Below are 17,934 nucleotides of genomic sequence, written 5' to 3' on the forward strand. Positions count from 1 at the left end.
ATCCGTTATTTTTCCCTATGATGCACCAAGCTTCTCTATTATAATAGAAAATATCATTCTGGCAAGGAGAGATTAGGCAACCATGGAATTATTACTAACTTCATTATTAATGATGATGAGTCAAACTGGTGCAGATCATCCTGACGTAAGCTTTGATCAGCTCGTTCAGGCATCACTTGATTCGAAAAATGCAGTTGTACAGCAAGTTTCACCACAGGCATCAGCAAATGCAAACACAACAGCTGACCGTTTGCGCCCTGTGAACAAGGTAGACCCGCAAAAGGAAGCCCCGAAGGTAAAAGGCGTATATGTTACAGCTCATAGTGCTGCCGGTGCGCGGATGAGCACGCTTCTGAAGCTGATGGATGACACCGAACTGAACTCGATGGTCATAGATATCAAAGACGATTGGGGATATATTACCTATCCGACAGGAAATCCCGAGCTTGAAGCTCTGGAATCCACTCAAAAAATTATTGCGGATATGCCGAAGCTCATGAGCACACTGCAAGAGCATCAAATCTATCCAATTGCTAGAATCGTAGTTTTCAAGGATACGGTGCTCGCCAAAAAACGACCTGAGCTTTCATTTGTAAACCCGGACGGCACCCTATGGAGTAATGGTAAGGAAAGCTTTGTTAACCCGTATAGCAAAGAAGTCTGGGATTATAATATTAACATTGCCAAAGAAGCGGCTAAAGCTGGCTTTAAAGAAATTCAATTTGATTACGTACGTTTCCCTGAGGGCTTCGAAAAACGTGCTGACATCTTAAAGTATGACAAGGATGAGCGTTCAAGAATCGATGCTGTATCCGAATTCGTTAAATATGCCAGAGAACAGCTGACTCCTCTTGGCGTGAGAGTATCCGTTGATATTTTTGGCTACGCGGCAGCCGTTCCAGCCGCTGAAGGTATCGGTCAGGATTTTGAGAAAATTTCGGAAAATGTAGACGTGATAAGTCCGATGATTTATCCAAGTCATTACAGTACCGGATGGTACGGCTCCAATGTGCCGGATGCTGCACCTTACCAAACGATCAATGGAGCCATGAAGGATACAACCAAGAAATTGGAGCCGATCCAAGCGCTCAATTTAAAGCCGATTGTCCGACCGTGGATTCAGGATTTCACAGCGTCGTGGGTTAAAGGTTATGTGAAATACGGCAAGCATGAGCTGGATGAGCAAATTAGAGCGTTAAAGGATAACGGTGTGGAAGAATATTTATTATGGAATGCAGTCAATACGTATACGGGGAATGTCAACTACTTAGGGGAATAACCCTCCCAAACCCTCCCTGCTAGGGAGGGCCCCAAAGGGCGTTGCCCTCTGGACTCCCATTGGTGGGACGCGGACTTTGGTGTTCTCGGGGCGCTTATCGTCCCTGTGGGACAAGCTTGACTTTGGGTGCGAGGGCTGGAGTTCGGACTTTAGTGTTCTCGGGGCGCTTTGGCCCCTCGGGACAAGCTTGACTTTGGGTGCGAGGGATGGGGCGCGGACTTTGGTGTTCTCGGGGCGCTTTGGCCCCTCCGGGACAAGCTTGACTTTGGGTGCGAGGGCTGGAGTTCGGACTTTGGTGTTCTCGGGGCGCTTTGGCCCCCCGGGCAAGCTTGACTTTAGGTGCGATGGATGGGGCGCGGACTTTGGTGTTCTCGAGGCGCTTTGGCCCCTGCGGGACAAGCTTGACTTTGGGTGTGAGGGCTGGAGTTCGGACTTTAGTATTCTCGGGGCGCTTTGGCCCTCCGGGACAAGCTTGACTTTGGGTGTGAGGGCTGGAGTTCGGACTTTAGTGTTCTCGGGGCGCTTTGGCCCCTCCGGGACAAGCTTGACTTTGGATGGGGTGGTTTTAGTTCGGATTAAAAAGTATGCAAAAGAAGGTCTTGCTGACGCAAGGCCTTCTTTTCGTCGTTACACACGGGTTATAGTGGATAATATTTTAATGAAATTATAAGTTCGGAAGCTGCCAATCGATCTCTGTCTGGCCTATACTTCGCAGAAAGTCATTGGTTTTCGAATAGGGCTTGCTTCCATAAAAGCCTCTGTGTACGGACAAAGGACTTGGATGTACAGAACGCAGTATGAAATGACGCTCATTCGTTATGAGCTGAGTCTTTTGCTGAGCATTACTGCCCCACAGGATAAATACCAGCGGCTGCTCACGCTCGTTAAGCTTGCGTATAATTTGATCCGTGAAGCGTTCCCAGCCTTTGCCTTTATGCGAATTGGCCTCGCCCTCCCGTACAGTCAAAACCGTGTTAAGCAGCAATACCCCCTGATCGGCCCAAGGAACCAAATATCCATTGTTCGGTATCGTGCAGCCAAGATCGTCACGCAGCTCCTTAAGCATATTTTGCAGCGATGGTGGCTGTCTCACCCCCGGTTTTACCGAGAAGCTTAGCCCGTGAGCCTGTCCAGGTCCATGGTAAGGGTCCTGACCGAGAATAACTACCTTGGCTTTTGCATAAGGCGTATAGTGCAGCGCATTAAAAATATCATGCATATTCGGATAAATCGTTCGTGTGCTGTACTCCTGCTTCAAAAATTGGCGCAGCTCCAGATAATACGGTTGTTCAAATTCAATTGCAAGCTGCTCGGCCCAGTCATTGCTTAATATGGTCATTAGCTGATTTCACCCCAAGCTTGAGTTATTGCTTGATCGAACTGAAAGTTTCGACCATTTTCACAAAATATTGCAGCGTATGTAGTACACGTTCACGTGTTTTCTGATTGGCTGGTTCACCCTCAGGTGTAAAGATACGGTTCTCACCACCAATGGAAATCCATTCCGGGCAGTTGATGCCATGTACATTACGCACGATCGTCTGCAGCTGCTGCAGGGAGCTTACTCCTACAGGACCACCAGTCGAGCTCACCGATAGCACCACTTTCCCGTCAAATTGGGCAAACCCCGTATAATCCAACGCATTTTTTAACACACCGGATGGTGCACCGTGGTATTCAGGTGTTGCCAAAATAATGCCGTCCGCTTCATTCAGACCATTTTTGAATATGGCAAGATTCGCGTCATCGCATTCGACATCGGGTGAATAGAGCGGTAACGGTAAGCTGTACAAATCTAGAAAAACAACTTGACATCCTTTATTCTCCAACACTTGTTCCAAATGTCGGCATAGCTGTGTAGTTGTTGCCTGTTTACGATTACTTCCTGAAATGATAGCAATTTTTGTCATGTAATGATATCTCCCTTAATCATCTAGTTTTCATACATTTTAGTACACTCAAATAACGAGGTCAATCTTTGGTTGCTTATTTATTTATAATCTACTATTCTAAAAAGTCCGATATATAGGAAAGTACGGCTAAGAATTTGCTTGAGCAAACGGGCTCAAAACTTGCATGTCATTTCTGTTTATCGTTACAATAGCAGAAGATCTACTTAAAGGAGATGAAGCTCCATGCTGGCAATTGGACAACAAGCACCGTCTTTTAACGCTGAGAGTACACAAGGTCCGTTGCACCTGAGCGATTATTTTGGCAAACAGCCTGTTGTGCTGATTTTTTACCCTAAGGATGAGACGCCGATTTGCACCAAACAATTGTGTGCTGTTCGCGATTCCAAAACCGAGTATGCCGAGTACAATGCATTGGTAGTGGGAGTAAACCCAGGTTCACTAGCTGAGCACAAACAATTTTCTCAAAAGTTTCGATATGATTTTCCGTTAATTAGCGATCAGGGAGACCAGGTGCGTCATTTGTATGATGTTGGTAAAGTATTTCTCCTTGGCCAGCAGCGCTGTGTTTTCGTAATCGACAAGGACGGAATCATCGTGTATGCCAAAAAGGGAAATCGGCCGACAGCGGAAATTCTGGATGCACTGAAGCTGCAGCAAACCAAATAAATAACTCAGATTGATATATCGATCATCAAACAAAAAGACAGTCCTCTTCTTTGGAAGGGAACTGCCTTTTTCGACGTATAGATTATTGGGACAAGCGCTTAGCCAGCTCGTACAACTCCATGTTGAACTGTTTTTTGGTATTAACGACTTTTTCGATATCAGTAATCGTAAGCTCACCCTTGATAATTCCGCAGCCTTTGCCGGACTCACCCTCGATTAACATTCTTACCGCAAAATCTCCAAGGCTGCTGGCCAGAATACGGTCATTATGCGTAGGCGCTCCCCCACGTTGGATATGGCCAAGTACGGTTACACGCGGTTCAATCGAATCCTTGCGTCTGGAAATCTCATTGGCAATATCTTCGCCTTTACATACGCCTTCGGCAACAATAATGATACTGTGACGTTTGCCCATTTTGAAGTTCGTTTCCATCCGATCCGAGATTTCATCCAAATCAAATGGAACCTCCGGCACCAGAATCGTTTCTGCACCGCTTGCCAGACCGGCATACAAGGCAATATCTCCGCAATAACGTCCCATAACCTCAACTATCGAAGAACGTTCATGAGAGCTCATCGTATCACGCAGCTTGTTGATCGCATCTACGACAATACTAACTGCTGTATCGAATCCGATTGTATAATCGGTAAAAGGAATATCGTTATCAATCGTTCCTGGAAGCCCCATTGTTTTAATTCCAAGCTTGCTCAGCTTATTCGCACCTTGATAAGAGCCATCGCCGCCAATGACGACAAGACCGTCAATTCCTCTTTTCATTAGGTTGTCGGCACCCATTTGCTGACCTTCAGGTGTTATAAATTCTTTACATCGAGCTGTTTGCAGTATGGTTCCGCCGCGTTGAATAATATCTCCTACGCTTCTAAGATCCATTTGACGAATATCATCATTGATCAAGCCGGCATAGCCCCGTTGGACTGCATATACCTCCAATCCATGATAAAGCCCGCTGCGCACGACCGCACGGACCGCTGCATTCATACCTTGTGAATCTCCACCGCTTGTAAGCACTGCTATTTTTTTGACTGTCATGTATGGTTTCCTCCCTAGGAAATGAACAATTAGTATCTTTTACGAACCAGTATGCTGTTTGCAAAGAAGAAAAGCCTCGTCAAAGGACTTCCCTTCATTAATTTTCGCGATATTGCCTTCACCTGTCTCTGTTTACTAACCTTCGGATCTGACAAATAGAGCGCGAGCAGTCCCTCAATTATCATCTGATGAAAAGCCGGGTTGATCAGCCGTTTGGTTCTCATTCTGGCTTCAATAACAAACGAAGCTATACGATCTACGGTTTGTTCCATATCCGCATAATAGCTGCAAAAGTTCAAATCGCCTTCAAGCTGATCCTCCTGCTGGTCAATCAAATAATCAAGTAAAATGTGTAAGCCGCAAATATAAGGAAAATAGACTTCCTGGATAATGTCAACAAACCGGAGCGTTAAGTTTGATTCTGAAGCTGCCACAAACATCATAAACACACCTAAAGTGGAGCCTGTTGCCGCAGCAAACTCATTCCAGCTAATGTCCTTATGGCTGCTCTCATACTGCCCCCACCATTCCGCCAGCGCCTGCTCTCTGAGGTCCTGCCTAATATGCTTGTACACCTGTAAATCACAATACAATCCAACCCATTTCAGCACCGAATCAGTGACCAGCGCATAGGAGGGAAGCATGCGAATACTTGCCTGGCATGTTTTGACAAGCTCATTTAAATAACCGCCATCTTCTTGTTCCGTTCGATATGCATAATAGTCATGGAGTGGCTGAGCCGGATTAACAGCATCAAGCATCGATTGATGGAGCCTGCGAAAATCCTGAGGGTCCAGCGAGGTGCTTCGATCACACAAATTATCCAGATAGTCACTGATCGTCTGAAACGCAATAATCAACGGAATTAATACATGACGCATAGGCATATTGGCAGTCGCATATGCCGCTCCGCCTTGACAATGAAATTGTTTGCTTGTCAAGCTGTCAAGTGCTTGCTTCTTTAACTCCTGGTCGGGCATAGCTTCAGCCTTATTACGCCAATACCGAAGCTGCTCCTGAACCTCCGGAAGCACATAGCGATACATACGCAGCATCAACTGCATGGGATGGCGTGGGGCGAGCCGTGTGCGGCCAGCTTCAAAAATCAAAAGCTGTTCCTCCACTCTTATCATAGCAATATTGCAGCAGGAGCTTGATTTCAATCCATTGGATATGCTGCAAAAGCTGTTCAGCATTGTCATCCCTTGCTACCGTTACCTGCTGCTGAACCAGATCGACAAAACCGTAAGGGTCCCATGACGAGCCCGAAACGAGTTTGTCCAGTCGGCCCTTCAGGTTATCGCTGCCAATGGATTCATACTCTGCATGGGATTGTCGGTAAATCTCTTTCACTTGTTGAAGTAATAGAGCAAATACAGGGTGATCCCCTACCTGACGAAACCAATATTTCGAATTGCTGTAGTCGCCCTCCATCCGATGCATGATCCCATGCCAATAGCTCCCTGTGGTATTGTGAATATCCTGCGAGAGCGTGTGTGACTTGTCCAAGCTTTCATTCAACAAGTGCAAACCCGACTGAACGGCATGTACGTAAGTTAATTGATCCGTGTTCGTGCCTTCCTTCGACAGCTTCGCAATTTTGATATCCAGCAGATCATCCCACTCCTCCGTAGGATAGAGCGATGGCCGATGTTCTTTTAACACAAGCCACAATCTACTTACTCCTTCTGTCCACGACAAAACATTTCCACCTTCCTTAACTTGATTCCAGTCGAAACCCATACCCTACATTATAATATAAAGAATCGGCAATGCCCACCATAAATAAACCGAATCGGCAAAATGAATCCTATTTACCTGCCTTCAATGATGCGCAGCGGAGGTCGCAACGTCCTGATTGACTCTAAACCATAGGTTCAATTCATTAATTGTACCCGCCAATTCGGCAATTTCGGAGTTAAGCTGACATGACAGCTTAAAGTTATCCTCTACATTTAGATGATTTTGCTTCTTAATGATGATTTGCTCCAGCCTTTTTATATGATCAGGTATCGTACCGCGTATTTCTTCCCAGCGCAGTAAAATAATCGAACGTTCTTCCTCCGAATAGTCTTCCCAATCGTTATCAAAGTGTGGCAGCGGAATACCGAGGCGTTCATCGGTTATAAAGCTCCAAGCCATACGGAACAACACCTTTCCATGCAATAGAGATGTTTTTATGTACACTAATGTACCATGAACCCCTTTCCTTCTGCCAGAGGCAATAGACAAATTTTCGCATTGAGTTATCGTAAAGTGTGCTATACTGGGAGGAATGATTTGAGAATGGGTTCAAGTAGGAGATCCTTATATGACTAACGATCCAGAAACTAATGTGTCCTTTCGACAGCTATTATCTTTTTTTATCCCGCTTGGTATTTCCGCCAGTTTGATAACAATCTCTCATTTGATCATTAACAGTACGCTGGCAAGGTCCGCACATCCTGAAATAATTATTGCCAGCTATGCGCTGCCCTTCAGTATTTTGGCTATTACCGAGCGACCTGCGCTTTTGCTAAGACAAACCTGCTCCGCTCTCGTCAGGGATCGTGTCTCGTTCAGGGCCGTATCCATCGTGAGCCTATATATCTTCTCCAGTATCCTGCTCATGGGCGCTCTCATCTCCTACACGCCTATTGGCAAATGGGTTTTTTTCTATTTGTTCGGTGTTGATGACGACATGCTTGGACCGATGATTGATGTGTACCGGGTGTTGATGTTTGTGAGCATTTTTTCCGGCCTGCGCTGCTTATTTCAAGGTGTCATTATATTTAACATGCGTACGAAATGGCTGACCATAGGCATGATCGTACGTCTGCTCGTGATGTATCTGGTTTCTTTATATTTCATTAAGACCAATGGCGTAACCAGCGGGCAGGTAGGTGCGATTATTTTCTTATCGGGTATGATGGTGGAAGCACTGATGAGCTTTCTCGAAGGACGCGTGCTTCTGAAAAAAATTCCCGAAAAAGCTCCTGAGCATACGATTGAGCGTCCAGGGCAAATTTTTCAATTTTACAAGCCCTTGCTCTACTCTTCCATTATTGCGGTCATTATTGGACCGGCGATCAATTCCTTTATGGGGAAAACATCCGACTTTCAGCTATCTGTCGCATCGTTTACGATCGCTGCTGGTTTGACTCAGCTTGTACAAAGCTTTTTCTCGTATATTCACCAGATTGTGTTGAACTTCTATAACAAGGATGCCAAGGCTGTCCTTCGATTTACGACTGCGCTGTCCTGTATACCCGTTCTCCTGCTGACGATCTTGTGCTACACGCCTATTGGCATGTGGTTTATGGAGCACGTTATGGGTGTAAATGAACGATTGATGCATGCAAGCTTAAATACATTGAAGATGTTTATGATTATGGTACTGGTCTTTCCTTGGCTCGATTATGGTAATGGCCTAATCATGCTGCGTGGTGAAACGAAGGTGATGGTATGGTCGCAATCGGCAAATGTGCTCATTACGCTAATCACGTTGACCTTGTGCATTGCTGTAAGTCCAGGAATGAACGGAATGATCGGGGCCTTTGCCCAGTCGCTCGGCATGGTAGCCGAGGCTATCGTCGTAGGGCTTGTACTGAGAAATATACGCAAATCGGGAGACCGCTCTCCCTTCCATATGAAACTTAATTCCAGAAACGAGTGATAGGGTTGAACAACGCTTTACCGCACCAGCAGCCGAGGTATGCCATCCTGCGAGGCTTCAGCTTTTCTACTTACATGACCATGGCCGTCATCGTCTCTTACTTTCCTTTGTACTTCAAATCCATGGGTTATTCCACCGTGCAGATCGGTTTGCTGTATTCAATTGGACCGATGATCGGCATTTTTTCCAATTTGTTCTGGGGCTTGATCAGTGACAAATACCGTACGGTTAAAAAGATATTAATCGTCGTTCTGTTCGGGCAGTGGATTATGGCGCTATGTGTATTTCAAAGTACTCAATTCGGCGTGCTGCTAATGCTCATGGCCGTTTTTTTCTTTTTCCAGTCCCCTATCAATTCGCTGTCTGACAGCTTGACGCTATTGACGATTCAGGGCTCTACCAAAAGCTTCGCCTCCTTTCGGGTATGGGGGTCCATTGGTTTTGCCGCAGCTTCCCTGGCATTCGGTATGGTGTTGAAGCAGTATGGTGCGGATCTGACGATTTATTTGTGCCTGGGGACCATTGGCTTGTCACTGATCATATCGACAGTTCTGACAGACGGTCGACGAACATCACATAAAAAGCTCGTATTTGCCGATTTGGCCAAGGTGATTCGCTCCAATGGTTTCCTTATGTTCATGCTTATTGTGCTGATCGCCTCAGTGGCCCACCGCTTTAACGATGGATTTCTGGCTTTGTTTCTGCAGCAATTGGGCGCGGATCAAACCATTATCGGCTGGTCCTGGTTGGTATCGGCGTTAAGCGAGGTTCCTATATTTTTTTTGCTCAGCAAATATGGACATCGCTACAAGGAGCTGCCACTGCTCGTCGTTAGCTCCTTTGTTTATGTGATTCGTTTCCTGTTCATGAGTCAAGTGGAAAATCCGTTGTGGGTCATCGCGATTCAAGCTATGCACAGTATATCCTTCGGCATTTTCCTATTCACCGTTATCCGCTATATTCAGAGTATGATTCCTGATGAATACCGGGCAACCGGACAAGCCTTGTTCGCGGTGACCTGGTCGGGCCTTGCCGGCTTATTCAGCGGTGCCTTGGGTGGCTGGTTGTTTCGCGATTGGGGACCGCATGTTATGTATGGAGTGGGCGCTTGCCTGTCAGCTGTAGCGATGGTGAGCTTTTTCGTGCTGCATTTACGATCCCGGGATGTCGGATAAACCTGTTTTTTTCAAAAAACAACAATTTCTGCAACACAATGGCCGATTCGTTCGTCTTACTATTGTACATACAAAGTCGATAGTAACGGAATTGGCTTCCTACGGAAGCTTAGTCAATGCTTACGAAGTAAGTTTTGCTACGCAAAACTCAGAGCTTAGGCTTACGAAGTTAGCTTCCTACGGAAGCTTTTAGGAGGAATCACGTGCTTGCAGTAGAAAATCTGTCTCACCGTTTCAATAATGGCGCTGAAGAAACGCCAGTACTCAACGATATTCATTTTGTCATTGATAAAGGAGAAATGGTCGCACTGCTTGGCAGCTCCGGCTCCGGCAAGTCTACCCTGCTCAATCTGATGGCGGGGCTTATGAAGCCTACCCAGGGAAGCATCCTCATTAATGGTCATCCTATCGAGAAAATGTCGGAAAATCAGCTCGCCGAGTTCCGTAGAACGCAAATCGGCTTTATTTTCCAATCCTATGAGCTTATCCCCCATCTCACTGTTCGCGAGAATGTAGAGCTGCCCTTGATATTTCAAGGTATCAAAGCCAAGATCCGCAAGGAAAAAGCAATCGCCTTATTAACTAAGGTAGGATTGGAAGAAAAAGGCGATATGTTTCCCTCCCAGTTATCAGGCGGACAGCAGCAGCGAGTCAGTATCGCACGGTCTCTGATCACCTCCCCCGCCATCGTTTTTGCAGATGAACCGACCGGAAATCTCGATACGAAAACCGAAAAGGAAATTATCGATCTGCTGATCGAATTAAATGAAACCTTGTCCATCACCTTCGTCATTGTGACTCACGAGCTGGAAGTAGCCCGACGCACACAAAGAGTGATTCAGCTGCGCGATGGCTTTTTGGTTGAAGGGGAGCCATGGGTCGGTGAAGACGAATGAATATATTTGATTATTTGCGACTCGCCTGGGATCAGCTGAAACGGCGGATCGTAGTTACGGCGTTATGTACAATGGGAATCGCCATCGGATCGGCCTCTATTATCGTTGCGCTGTCGTTCGGCGAGTCCATTAACCATTACAGCCGTGTGCAAATGAGCCAATTTATGAAGACAGACGAAATCACTATACATAGCGGAAACCCGCCATCAAGTACAAGCAGTAGAGATCCGAATGAAACCAAGGCTTATGAAATAACCAAGTCCAAAATTGATATTATGCGAACCTTTCCTAATGTCAAAGCCATTGCGACTTACCAAACACTGAATTCGATGCAATTTGAGGTTGATCACAAATCCGGTTACATCAATAACCTGTTTGCTACAGAACTGGATACATTAAGCGATTTCGGCTTCGAATTTCAGCAAGGCGGCCCAACGGATCAAGAAAACACGATTATTCTGAGCTATGGCGCGACGATGGGACTTTTTGATGAACAGCTCTCACGCTCTAATCAGCAGGCCTACCGCAATGACTCAGATTATGATGGAGGCAGTGCCGCAAGAAATATCCAAACACGTCTGATCGCTTACCCTCTGTATCAAAAACAGGTGATATTGAAGCCTAATCTCTATGGTCCAAGTGGAATAACGTCCACTAATATTCAATTTCCGCTGCGCGTGATCGGCATATTAAAAAAGCCGGAAGGCATGTCTGATCAGAATGCAAGTAATATGAAAACGGCATTCATCTCCCCGTCCTTAGGGAAGAAATTACAGGAAGCGATCACGAATGCAGCTAATGCCAGTGCTAATGGAAGCAATCAGGAACAACAGCCAGTACCTGAGTTCAACGAAGTCAAAATTAAAGTAACGGACAGTACCCATGTGAAGAATATCGAGGATGGGGTCAAAAAGCTGAAGCTCTCGTCCCAAACCAACCTTCATTATGAAGAGCAAATGCAGGGACAATTAGTTATTTTACGGTTTATATTTGGCGGCGTCGGCTTATTCATCCTGTTTGTAGCCTCGATATCTATTATTGTTGCCATGACCATGTCCACCCACCAGCGACGCAGACAGATCGGGATTATGAAGGTGCTCGGAGCCAACCTCAGTCAGATTCGAAATATGTTTATTGCAGAATCCGCGATGCTGGGGCTGCTGGGAGGCGCTTGCGGCATTTTACTATCTTATTGGGTCATCTGGGGCATTAATCTGGCTGTCATTCAATTTTCACCTTCCCAGTCAGGCAGCGATCTGGAAATTTTATTTATCAGCACGTGGATTTTACCTGTCGGTTTATTTTTTGCCGTCATGACCGGAGTGCTTTCAGGCATTTATCCGGCTATCAAAGCATCCCGAACCGATGCCTTAACCGCAATCAAACGAGACTAGGAGAATCTGAGCATGAAAAAGAAAACATGGCTGCTCGCAGCAGCCGGAATATTCATAATAGGGATAACCGTTGCGTTGTATGTATTAAGCCACACTCCCAAGCAGGCTCAGCAAAATGGATCAAAAAGTATGTCCAGCCTTACCTTTAAAGTGACCCGTGAGGATTTGGTTAGCTCCGTAGAAGTCAAAGGGAAATCATCCTATCAAAAGGAAACCTATGTCAATGCGCCCTTTTCAGCTGATGTGAAGGTATGGAAAGTAAACGAAGGCATGCAGGTAGCCAAAGGAGACCTTTTGTTTCAACTGGACGATTCCTTACTAAGTGATGAAATCGCACAGATCGAATCCAATCAAAAGAAAACCGAGATGGATATCCGTTTAAGTCAATTTCAACAGGAAAACCTGAATGGCGTGGACCTTCAAACTGCCGGTATCTCCGAAACGGAAGCGAAGCAAAAATATGCGCAAACTCAAAGCAGAAAAATGCAGGAAGACATCCATCGGCTAAATCTGGAGCATATGCAAACGCAATTAGCTCAAAAACAGGAAAAGCGCAAAGCTGCACAATTTACCTCTCCCGAGAATGGTATCTTTTTGTTCGAAAGCACCAAGGAGCCGCAGTCATTAAAAGAAAATGAACGTGTCGGCAAAATCGTTGACCTCACCAAGCTGCAATTAATCTGCCTCGTCGGCGAATACGATCTATTTCGCATTAAAGTAGGCATGCCAGCAGAAATCAAGGTCGATGCCCTTAGAAATACCGTGCTGCAGGGTAAGGTCGAAAAGCTTTCCAAATTTGCAAAGAGCAGCACCTCCAATTCAAGCAGCACCGCAGCCGCACAATTCGAGGTTATCATTTCCCTGGAGCCCAATGATCAATTAATAGCCGATCTCAGCCTGACGGCAACCATACACGCAGATAAAAAGCCCAATACCTTGTTAGTCCATACACTTGCTGTTCAACGCGACAAGGATAAGTATTATGTGATGAAGGATAATGGACAAGGCGCACCGGTTCGGCAAGACATCACGATCGGCCTGGAAACACCGGAGAAGACAGAAATTCTGAGCGGGTTGAATGAAGGAGATACCGTCGTACTGGAGTAACCTGCAGGTACAGCCATGCTTGCCATTCTTCCTGGTTGTCTTCCAGCATGAAAACCGTTATAATCATCGGTAGATCTTAGTACCAAGTCACAATTAGTGCAGGAAAGCTTAAGGGGATGAACCAATCATGCAATATGAAGATTTCAAAACAATACTCATGGAACGAAGAAGCATTCGCCGTTTTACAGAGCAGGATGTCTCTATTCAGGATATCAAGGAATTGATCGACTGCGCGCGTTATGCCCCAAGCGATACAAATTCGCAAACATGGCAATTTATTGTCGTTGTCAATCGCGAAAAAATTAAAGAAATCGAGCAAATGACCTGGGACCAGCTGCATAAAAAAGCGGCTGAGGCCGAGACGCGCGGATTGAGCCGTGAAGCCCGTATGCTGGTAAAGTCATTCGGTCCTTATGCTACCGCATTCGCCGATGCACCTGTGTTGATCATCTGTTTGGCAACTCCGTATGCATCGAAATTTCGCGATAAAATCTTCGATCCTATCCAGCTTGTCCCTGACTCCGTATGGGATGAGGAAGGCATTAAAAGCAGCTGTCTCGCTGCACAAAATTTGATGCTCGCTGCCCATGCACGTGGTTTGGCCACCTGTCCGATGACAGGCCCAGTCCTGCTTGCTGCCGAGCAAATGCGTACTTATCTGGACATCCCTGCGGAGTGCCAGATCAATATGGTTATTTCCTTGGGCTATCCGGTCGATCGACCAGGACTGATGGCGCGTAAGGAAGTAGACGATATTTTAAGAATTGTCGACTAGATCGGGATCACGAATCATCAAGTCAGTGAAATTAAGCATATATAACCTTAAAAAAGGATGTACGGAGCAGCTCCTGAGTTGAGCTTGTCCGTACATCCTTTTTGCTTCGTGCTTGTACTTGTGTGGCAGGCATCTGCTATCTAGTCTGGAAATCCGATAAGGTTAACCGATGCGGGACATTTCTTCCTCTTCGATTTCGTAGTTGGAGTACACATCCTGTACATCATCCAGATCATCGAACGAATCCATCATTTTGATCAGCTTCTCAGCATTTTCGCCTTCAACCTTGATCGTATTTTGTGGTGTCCAGCTTACCGAAGCCTCGGTGAATGCCAGTCCTTGCTTTTCCAGCTCGGTTTTCACCTTTTCAAACTCATGTGGATGCGTTATGATCTCGAAGCTTTCTTCCTCGGTCCTCACATCTTCTGCGCCAGCTTCCAATGCTTGCATTAACAGCTCGTCCTCATCCAGCGGATGCTCCTCGCGGTCAATGGTAAGCAGTCCCTTCTCGTCAAACATATACGATACACAACCGGACTCTCCCATATTACCACCGCGTTTGTTGAAAACCGCACGAACATCAGCAGCAGTCCGATTACGATTATCTGTCAGACATTTAACCATAATAGCGACTCCACCGGGTCCGTAGCCTTCGTACATGATGACTTCATACTCCACGTTGTCGCCATCGCCCGTCGCCTTCTTAATGGCACGCTCGATGTTGTCCTTGGGCATGTCGATCCGACGTGCGCTCTCGATGGCTACCTTCAAAGCAAAATTGCTATCAGGATTCGGACCACCTGCACGAGCCGCCACGAAAATTTCCCGTCCTAATCGAACAAACTGATTATTTTTCGCTTGGTCTGCTTTACCTTTGCGATCTTTAAATAACTTAAATTTCATAATATAGCGCTCCCTATGGAAAAAGTATCAAAGGTATCTTACCATTTTGCAAGGGTACGGGTCAAAGAAAATGATAAAAACAGCTGGAGAAAACCGAAGTTTTCATCAGCTGTTTGAGGTTTACTAGCTATCGAGAAAAGCCTGGATCTTATAATTTAACGACGTTAGCTGCTTGAGGACCACGGTTACCTTGAGTGATTTCGAACTCAACGGATTGGCCTTCGTCAAGTGTTTTAAAGCCTTCGCCTTGAATTGCGGAAAAATGAACAAATACGTCTTCGCCGCCATCAACCTGAAGGAATCCGTAACCCTTTTCTGCGTTAAACCATTTAACTGTACCTGTCATCAAAAACTACCTCCTAGAAATATCGCCATTCGAGAGCGAATAGGATAATTATAGCATCGTAAATGGCATAAATCAATCTGTAAAGTAGCTCCCCACGCCTCTTTACAGCTTATTTCGTTATGCATAACAGCTCCGAGGAACCGGGGATGAACGGAAGCCCAGAGGGTATCAGCTCCGTCATAAAGCCTTGTTTTTCAAGCGTTGCCCTTAACTGCTCCAGGTGCGGGTAGACGTCCCATTGCAGTGAACGAAGCGGATAAATCCGAACCTGTCCGCCAACACGGCAAACACGCAGCAATTCTTCAACAGCACTGAGGTGGAATTCATAGTCAAACTGTTCGTGATATAGAAATAAAAAATGGCTGCACAGCACAACTGAAAATGCCTCATCATCAAAAGGCAGCTGCGGAAGTCGCGCCGAGTTATATCGCCCTGTCCCTTCCTGCAAGCGGTAATCATCTATGAATTTCTGAAGAGATTGCTCCCTCTGTTTCCTATGATTGTCCAGACTACCGTAATACGTCCAGTCAAAGGAGCTTTCCAAGCGTGCCAGCTTCTCGGTCGAGGCTGCAATTTCCTGCGTTCCGTGCTCGTAGATCGATTCGGGGTTCATATCATACAGCGGGTCTACAGCCTGCGCCTGTATGCCCCTGGCGCATGCCTCTGCAACAAAGGATGACGCACCTCCAGCAACATCCAGAACAGGACCATCCTGCAGGGATAATTGCCTGAGCACAAACATGCTCTCATACTCCGCAAACGATCTGCACGTCATGGCTACACCGATTTGTTCATACCTCTGATTACTCATTTCTCATCTCTCCTCAACTATACTGTACTCAGCTTGGCTTCAAAGCCACAGCCCGCCTATGCGAGCTTAATGGAGATTTTAACACACCCATTTCATACAAACAATACCATTTTATTAATCTGTTGAGCTTTACGGGAATTGCCCTCTTACAGTGGCATATTGCTCAGTAATCATTTAAAATTGCAGGAATAATTGAAATTATGTGAGCAATGATATACACTAAAGCAACAAAAAAGATTTGAAGTGAGGGAAAAGATTTGTCTAATCATGGATTTAAGAAACACACGATATACAAAACGGATAAATGGAACATGATGACGGTTGAGGTACAAGGGAAAACATTGATTTTGCGAGAAATATCCGATCAATGGGGCGAGGAGAGCCATACCTTTTTAAGCCGACCTGAGATGATGCATTGGGCCGAGAATCGTTTCTCTGAGGAGAAATATGCAGATCGTCCAGAAGAACGGGAAGCGATACTCGCTGCCTTCAAGGAAATCTAGACTGCCATAAGCTGGACTTGACTTGGTGCTTGTCCTTCTACTATACTAAAGTTAATTACATAAGGATTTCCTCCAAAGGGGAGTAGCTGTCACAGTAAAGTCGTCATTACGGGTGTAAAAACCCCGGCTTTATTGGCAACGTAACGTTGTTAGCAAGACCTTTGCCTATTAGGTAAAGGTCTTTTATGTTTGAAATGACCTTTACCATTACGGTAGAGGTCATTTTTTATGTAATCAAACCTTATTGAGGAGATGATTCGAATGGAATGGTTGGATGCAGCTTTTTTCACGGCACTGCTAAGTATTATCCTTATTGATTTGGTGCTTGCGGGTGACAATGCAATCGTGATTGGAATGGCCGCGAGGAATTTACCCAAAGAACATCAAAAGAAGGCTATTCTCTGGGGGACTGTCGGGGCGATTGGCATTCGTATCGCGGCTACCTTAGTGGTCGTTTGGCTGCTGGAGCTGCCTGCTCTCTTATTATTCGGTGGTCTTGTTCTCGTGTGGATAGCATATAAGCTGTTAACAGATAAAAAAGATCACAATATCCAGGCTAAATCTCGACTCTGGCCAGCGATTCAAACCATCGTAGTTGCTGATGCGGTGATGGGATTCGATAATGTGATCGCCGTAGCCGGTGCCTCCCATGGTAACTTTCTGCTGGTCGTCCTAGGACTCCTGATCTCCATCCCTATTGTGGTCTGGGGAAGCACTTTATTCATCTACTGGATGGACAAATTTCCTTGGATCATGTATATCGGTGCAGGTGTGCTTGCGTTTACAGCAGGTAAAATGTTGACTGGAGATCCGTTGGTAAGCGTATGGTTCACCGACAACCCTGTCATGAAATGGACGGTTCTCCTTGTGATTACGGGTGGCGTGCTGCTTGCTGGCATGTTTAAAAAAATGCAAAGAGCTTTTGTTTCCATCAATGAAAGCGGACATTTAGCCATCCCACAGGAGCTCGTTGTGGAAGCTGGGATATCTCAGGATGACAGCTTCAAAGCTAGTCGTGATGCAAACGGCAAGCTGGTGCTTATCAAAATGAACAGCTAAAAACAAGGAGTTTGCGACAGCACGGCGAAACCATTAGGAGAGCATCAGCCGATTTCATAGACGGTGCATGCGATTCCATCGTAAGAAGAGGTGTTTTTTTAGGTGAGCAATTCCGCTTCCATCCTTACTTTTATTATTGTTGCATTTTGTTTCGCCTTGATCCTGATCTTAAAAAAGGATTCGTTACCGAGCGGCGTCAAGCGCCCTCTTGCCATTATGGCTCTGGTCATGGTCGCCTTTGCTTTCACCTTGATCGTGTACAGCTTCTTCTCATTGCAGTGAGAAGAAATGATAAGAGCGTCGCGGTCGCTCACCCAAGTTTTACTTCGATAATAAATTCTCTTTATGATGAGAGCGTTACTACCGGGAATTGCCTTCGTTCATCAGCAAAAGAAACTACC

At 45.8% G+C, this 17,934-nt stretch carries 20 protein-coding genes; 11 read left to right on the forward strand and 9 right to left on the reverse strand.

Going from position 1 to position 17,934, the window contains the following annotated elements; all coding sequences use genetic code 11:
- The first annotated feature begins 82 nt into the window (after nucleotides 1-82).
- Entirely contained in the window at nucleotides 83-1,279 is a 1,197-nt protein-coding gene (locus NST47_RS26775) for a putative glycoside hydrolase (RefSeq protein ID WP_341157852.1), read from the forward strand.
- A gap of 664 nt (nucleotides 1,280-1,943) precedes the next feature.
- Here NST47_RS26775 and NST47_RS26780 read toward each other — a convergent pair.
- The gene (locus tag NST47_RS26780; protein WP_341157853.1) at nucleotides 1,944-2,618 is read right to left on the reverse strand and encodes a uracil-DNA glycosylase; all 675 of its coding nucleotides are present in this window, start codon (nucleotides 2,616-2,618) and stop codon (nucleotides 1,944-1,946) included.
- Nucleotides 2,619-2,643: 25 nt separating this feature from the next.
- On the reverse strand, nucleotides 2,644-3,189 hold the full coding sequence (locus NST47_RS26785; protein WP_341157854.1) for an NADPH-dependent FMN reductase: 546 nt from the start codon (nucleotides 3,187-3,189) through the stop codon (nucleotides 2,644-2,646).
- Nucleotides 3,190-3,414: 225 nt separating this feature from the next.
- Here NST47_RS26785 and NST47_RS26790 point away from each other — a divergent pair, with 225 nt between their 5' ends.
- On the forward strand, nucleotides 3,415-3,858 hold the full coding sequence (locus tag NST47_RS26790) for a peroxiredoxin (RefSeq protein WP_341157855.1): 444 nt from the start codon (nucleotides 3,415-3,417) through the stop codon (nucleotides 3,856-3,858).
- A gap of 82 nt (nucleotides 3,859-3,940) precedes the next feature.
- Here the strand turns inward: NST47_RS26790 and pfkA are convergent, their stop codons facing one another.
- The 4 genes from pfkA to NST47_RS26810 form a co-directional block, all read right to left on the reverse strand.
- Nucleotides 3,941-4,909, reverse strand: coding sequence for a 6-phosphofructokinase (gene pfkA / locus NST47_RS26795; protein ID WP_341157856.1), 969 nt, complete (start codon nucleotides 4,907-4,909; stop codon nucleotides 3,941-3,943).
- 29 nt (nucleotides 4,910-4,938) lie between these two features.
- Entirely contained in the window at nucleotides 4,939-5,964 is a 1,026-nt protein-coding gene (locus tag NST47_RS26800; protein ID WP_341159760.1) for a tetraprenyl-beta-curcumene synthase family protein, read from the reverse strand.
- A 43-nt stretch (nucleotides 5,965-6,007) separates the two neighbouring features.
- Nucleotides 6,008-6,610 carry a hypothetical protein gene (locus NST47_RS26805; protein ID WP_341157857.1) on the reverse strand — a complete coding sequence of 201 codons (603 nt, stop codon included), beginning with the start codon at nucleotides 6,608-6,610 and terminating at the stop codon, nucleotides 6,008-6,010.
- A gap of 123 nt (nucleotides 6,611-6,733) precedes the next feature.
- Complete coding sequence (locus tag NST47_RS26810) at nucleotides 6,734-7,051, reverse strand: hypothetical protein (RefSeq protein ID WP_341157858.1); 318 nt, start codon at nucleotides 7,049-7,051, stop codon at nucleotides 6,734-6,736.
- Between the two features lie 169 nt (nucleotides 7,052-7,220).
- Between NST47_RS26810 and NST47_RS26815 the strand changes: the two genes are divergently transcribed.
- From NST47_RS26815 to NST47_RS26840, 6 genes are all read left to right on the forward strand, one after another.
- Nucleotides 7,221-8,564 carry a multi antimicrobial extrusion protein MatE gene (locus tag NST47_RS26815; RefSeq protein ID WP_341157859.1) on the forward strand — a complete coding sequence of 448 codons (1,344 nt, stop codon included), beginning with the start codon at nucleotides 7,221-7,223 and terminating at the stop codon, nucleotides 8,562-8,564.
- Nucleotides 8,565-8,569: 5 nt separating this feature from the next.
- Nucleotides 8,570-9,739: an MFS transporter gene (locus NST47_RS26820; RefSeq protein WP_341157860.1), complete on the forward strand. Its 1,170-nt coding sequence runs from the start codon at nucleotides 8,570-8,572 to the stop codon at nucleotides 9,737-9,739.
- Nucleotides 9,740-9,942: 203 nt separating this feature from the next.
- Nucleotides 9,943-10,635: an ABC transporter ATP-binding protein gene (locus NST47_RS26825; RefSeq protein ID WP_341157861.1), complete on the forward strand. Its 693-nt coding sequence runs from the start codon at nucleotides 9,943-9,945 to the stop codon at nucleotides 10,633-10,635.
- On the forward strand, nucleotides 10,632-12,029 hold the full coding sequence (locus NST47_RS26830) for an ABC transporter permease (RefSeq protein ID WP_341157862.1): 1,398 nt from the start codon (nucleotides 10,632-10,634) through the stop codon (nucleotides 12,027-12,029). The genes NST47_RS26825 and NST47_RS26830 overlap by 4 nt, the downstream gene beginning before the upstream one ends.
- A 12-nt stretch (nucleotides 12,030-12,041) precedes the next feature.
- The gene (locus NST47_RS26835) at nucleotides 12,042-13,136 is read left to right on the forward strand and encodes an efflux RND transporter periplasmic adaptor subunit (RefSeq protein ID WP_341157863.1); all 1,095 of its coding nucleotides are present in this window, start codon (nucleotides 12,042-12,044) and stop codon (nucleotides 13,134-13,136) included.
- 127 nt (nucleotides 13,137-13,263) lie between these two features.
- Nucleotides 13,264-13,911 (forward strand): nitroreductase family protein, encoded by a 648-nt coding sequence (locus NST47_RS26840; protein ID WP_341157864.1) that lies wholly within the window; start codon nucleotides 13,264-13,266, stop codon nucleotides 13,909-13,911.
- A 162-nt stretch (nucleotides 13,912-14,073) separates the two neighbouring features.
- Here the strand turns inward: NST47_RS26840 and NST47_RS26845 are convergent, their stop codons facing one another.
- The 3 genes from NST47_RS26845 to NST47_RS26855 all read right to left on the reverse strand — a co-directional run bounded on the left by NST47_RS26845 (nucleotide 14,074) and on the right by NST47_RS26855 (nucleotide 15,971).
- Entirely contained in the window at nucleotides 14,074-14,814 is a 741-nt protein-coding gene (locus NST47_RS26845; RefSeq protein WP_076229183.1) for a YebC/PmpR family DNA-binding transcriptional regulator, read from the reverse strand.
- A 148-nt stretch (nucleotides 14,815-14,962) separates the two neighbouring features.
- On the reverse strand, nucleotides 14,963-15,160 hold the full coding sequence (locus NST47_RS26850; protein ID WP_076229182.1) for a cold shock domain-containing protein: 198 nt from the start codon (nucleotides 15,158-15,160) through the stop codon (nucleotides 14,963-14,965).
- 109 nt (nucleotides 15,161-15,269) lie between these two features.
- Entirely contained in the window at nucleotides 15,270-15,971 is a 702-nt protein-coding gene (locus NST47_RS26855; RefSeq protein WP_341157865.1) for a class I SAM-dependent methyltransferase, read from the reverse strand.
- 311 nt (nucleotides 15,972-16,282) lie between these two features.
- Between NST47_RS26855 and NST47_RS26860 the strand changes: the two genes are divergently transcribed.
- From NST47_RS26860 to NST47_RS26870, 3 genes are all read left to right on the forward strand, one after another.
- On the forward strand, nucleotides 16,283-16,474 hold the full coding sequence (locus NST47_RS26860; protein WP_341159761.1) for a hypothetical protein: 192 nt from the start codon (nucleotides 16,283-16,285) through the stop codon (nucleotides 16,472-16,474).
- Between the two features lie 261 nt (nucleotides 16,475-16,735).
- A complete protein-coding gene (locus NST47_RS26865; protein WP_341157866.1) occupies nucleotides 16,736-17,533 on the forward strand; it encodes a TerC family protein in 798 nt (265 codons plus the stop codon).
- 102 nt (nucleotides 17,534-17,635) lie between these two features.
- Nucleotides 17,636-17,815: a hypothetical protein gene (locus NST47_RS26870; RefSeq protein WP_076229178.1), complete on the forward strand. Its 180-nt coding sequence runs from the start codon at nucleotides 17,636-17,638 to the stop codon at nucleotides 17,813-17,815.
- Nucleotides 17,816-17,934 lie beyond the last annotated feature (119 nt).

The sequence above is a fragment of the Paenibacillus sp. FSL H8-0034 genome, from assembly GCF_038000305.1.
In the GTDB taxonomy this organism is placed as follows: domain Bacteria; phylum Bacillota; class Bacilli; order Paenibacillales; family NBRC-103111; genus Paenibacillus_S.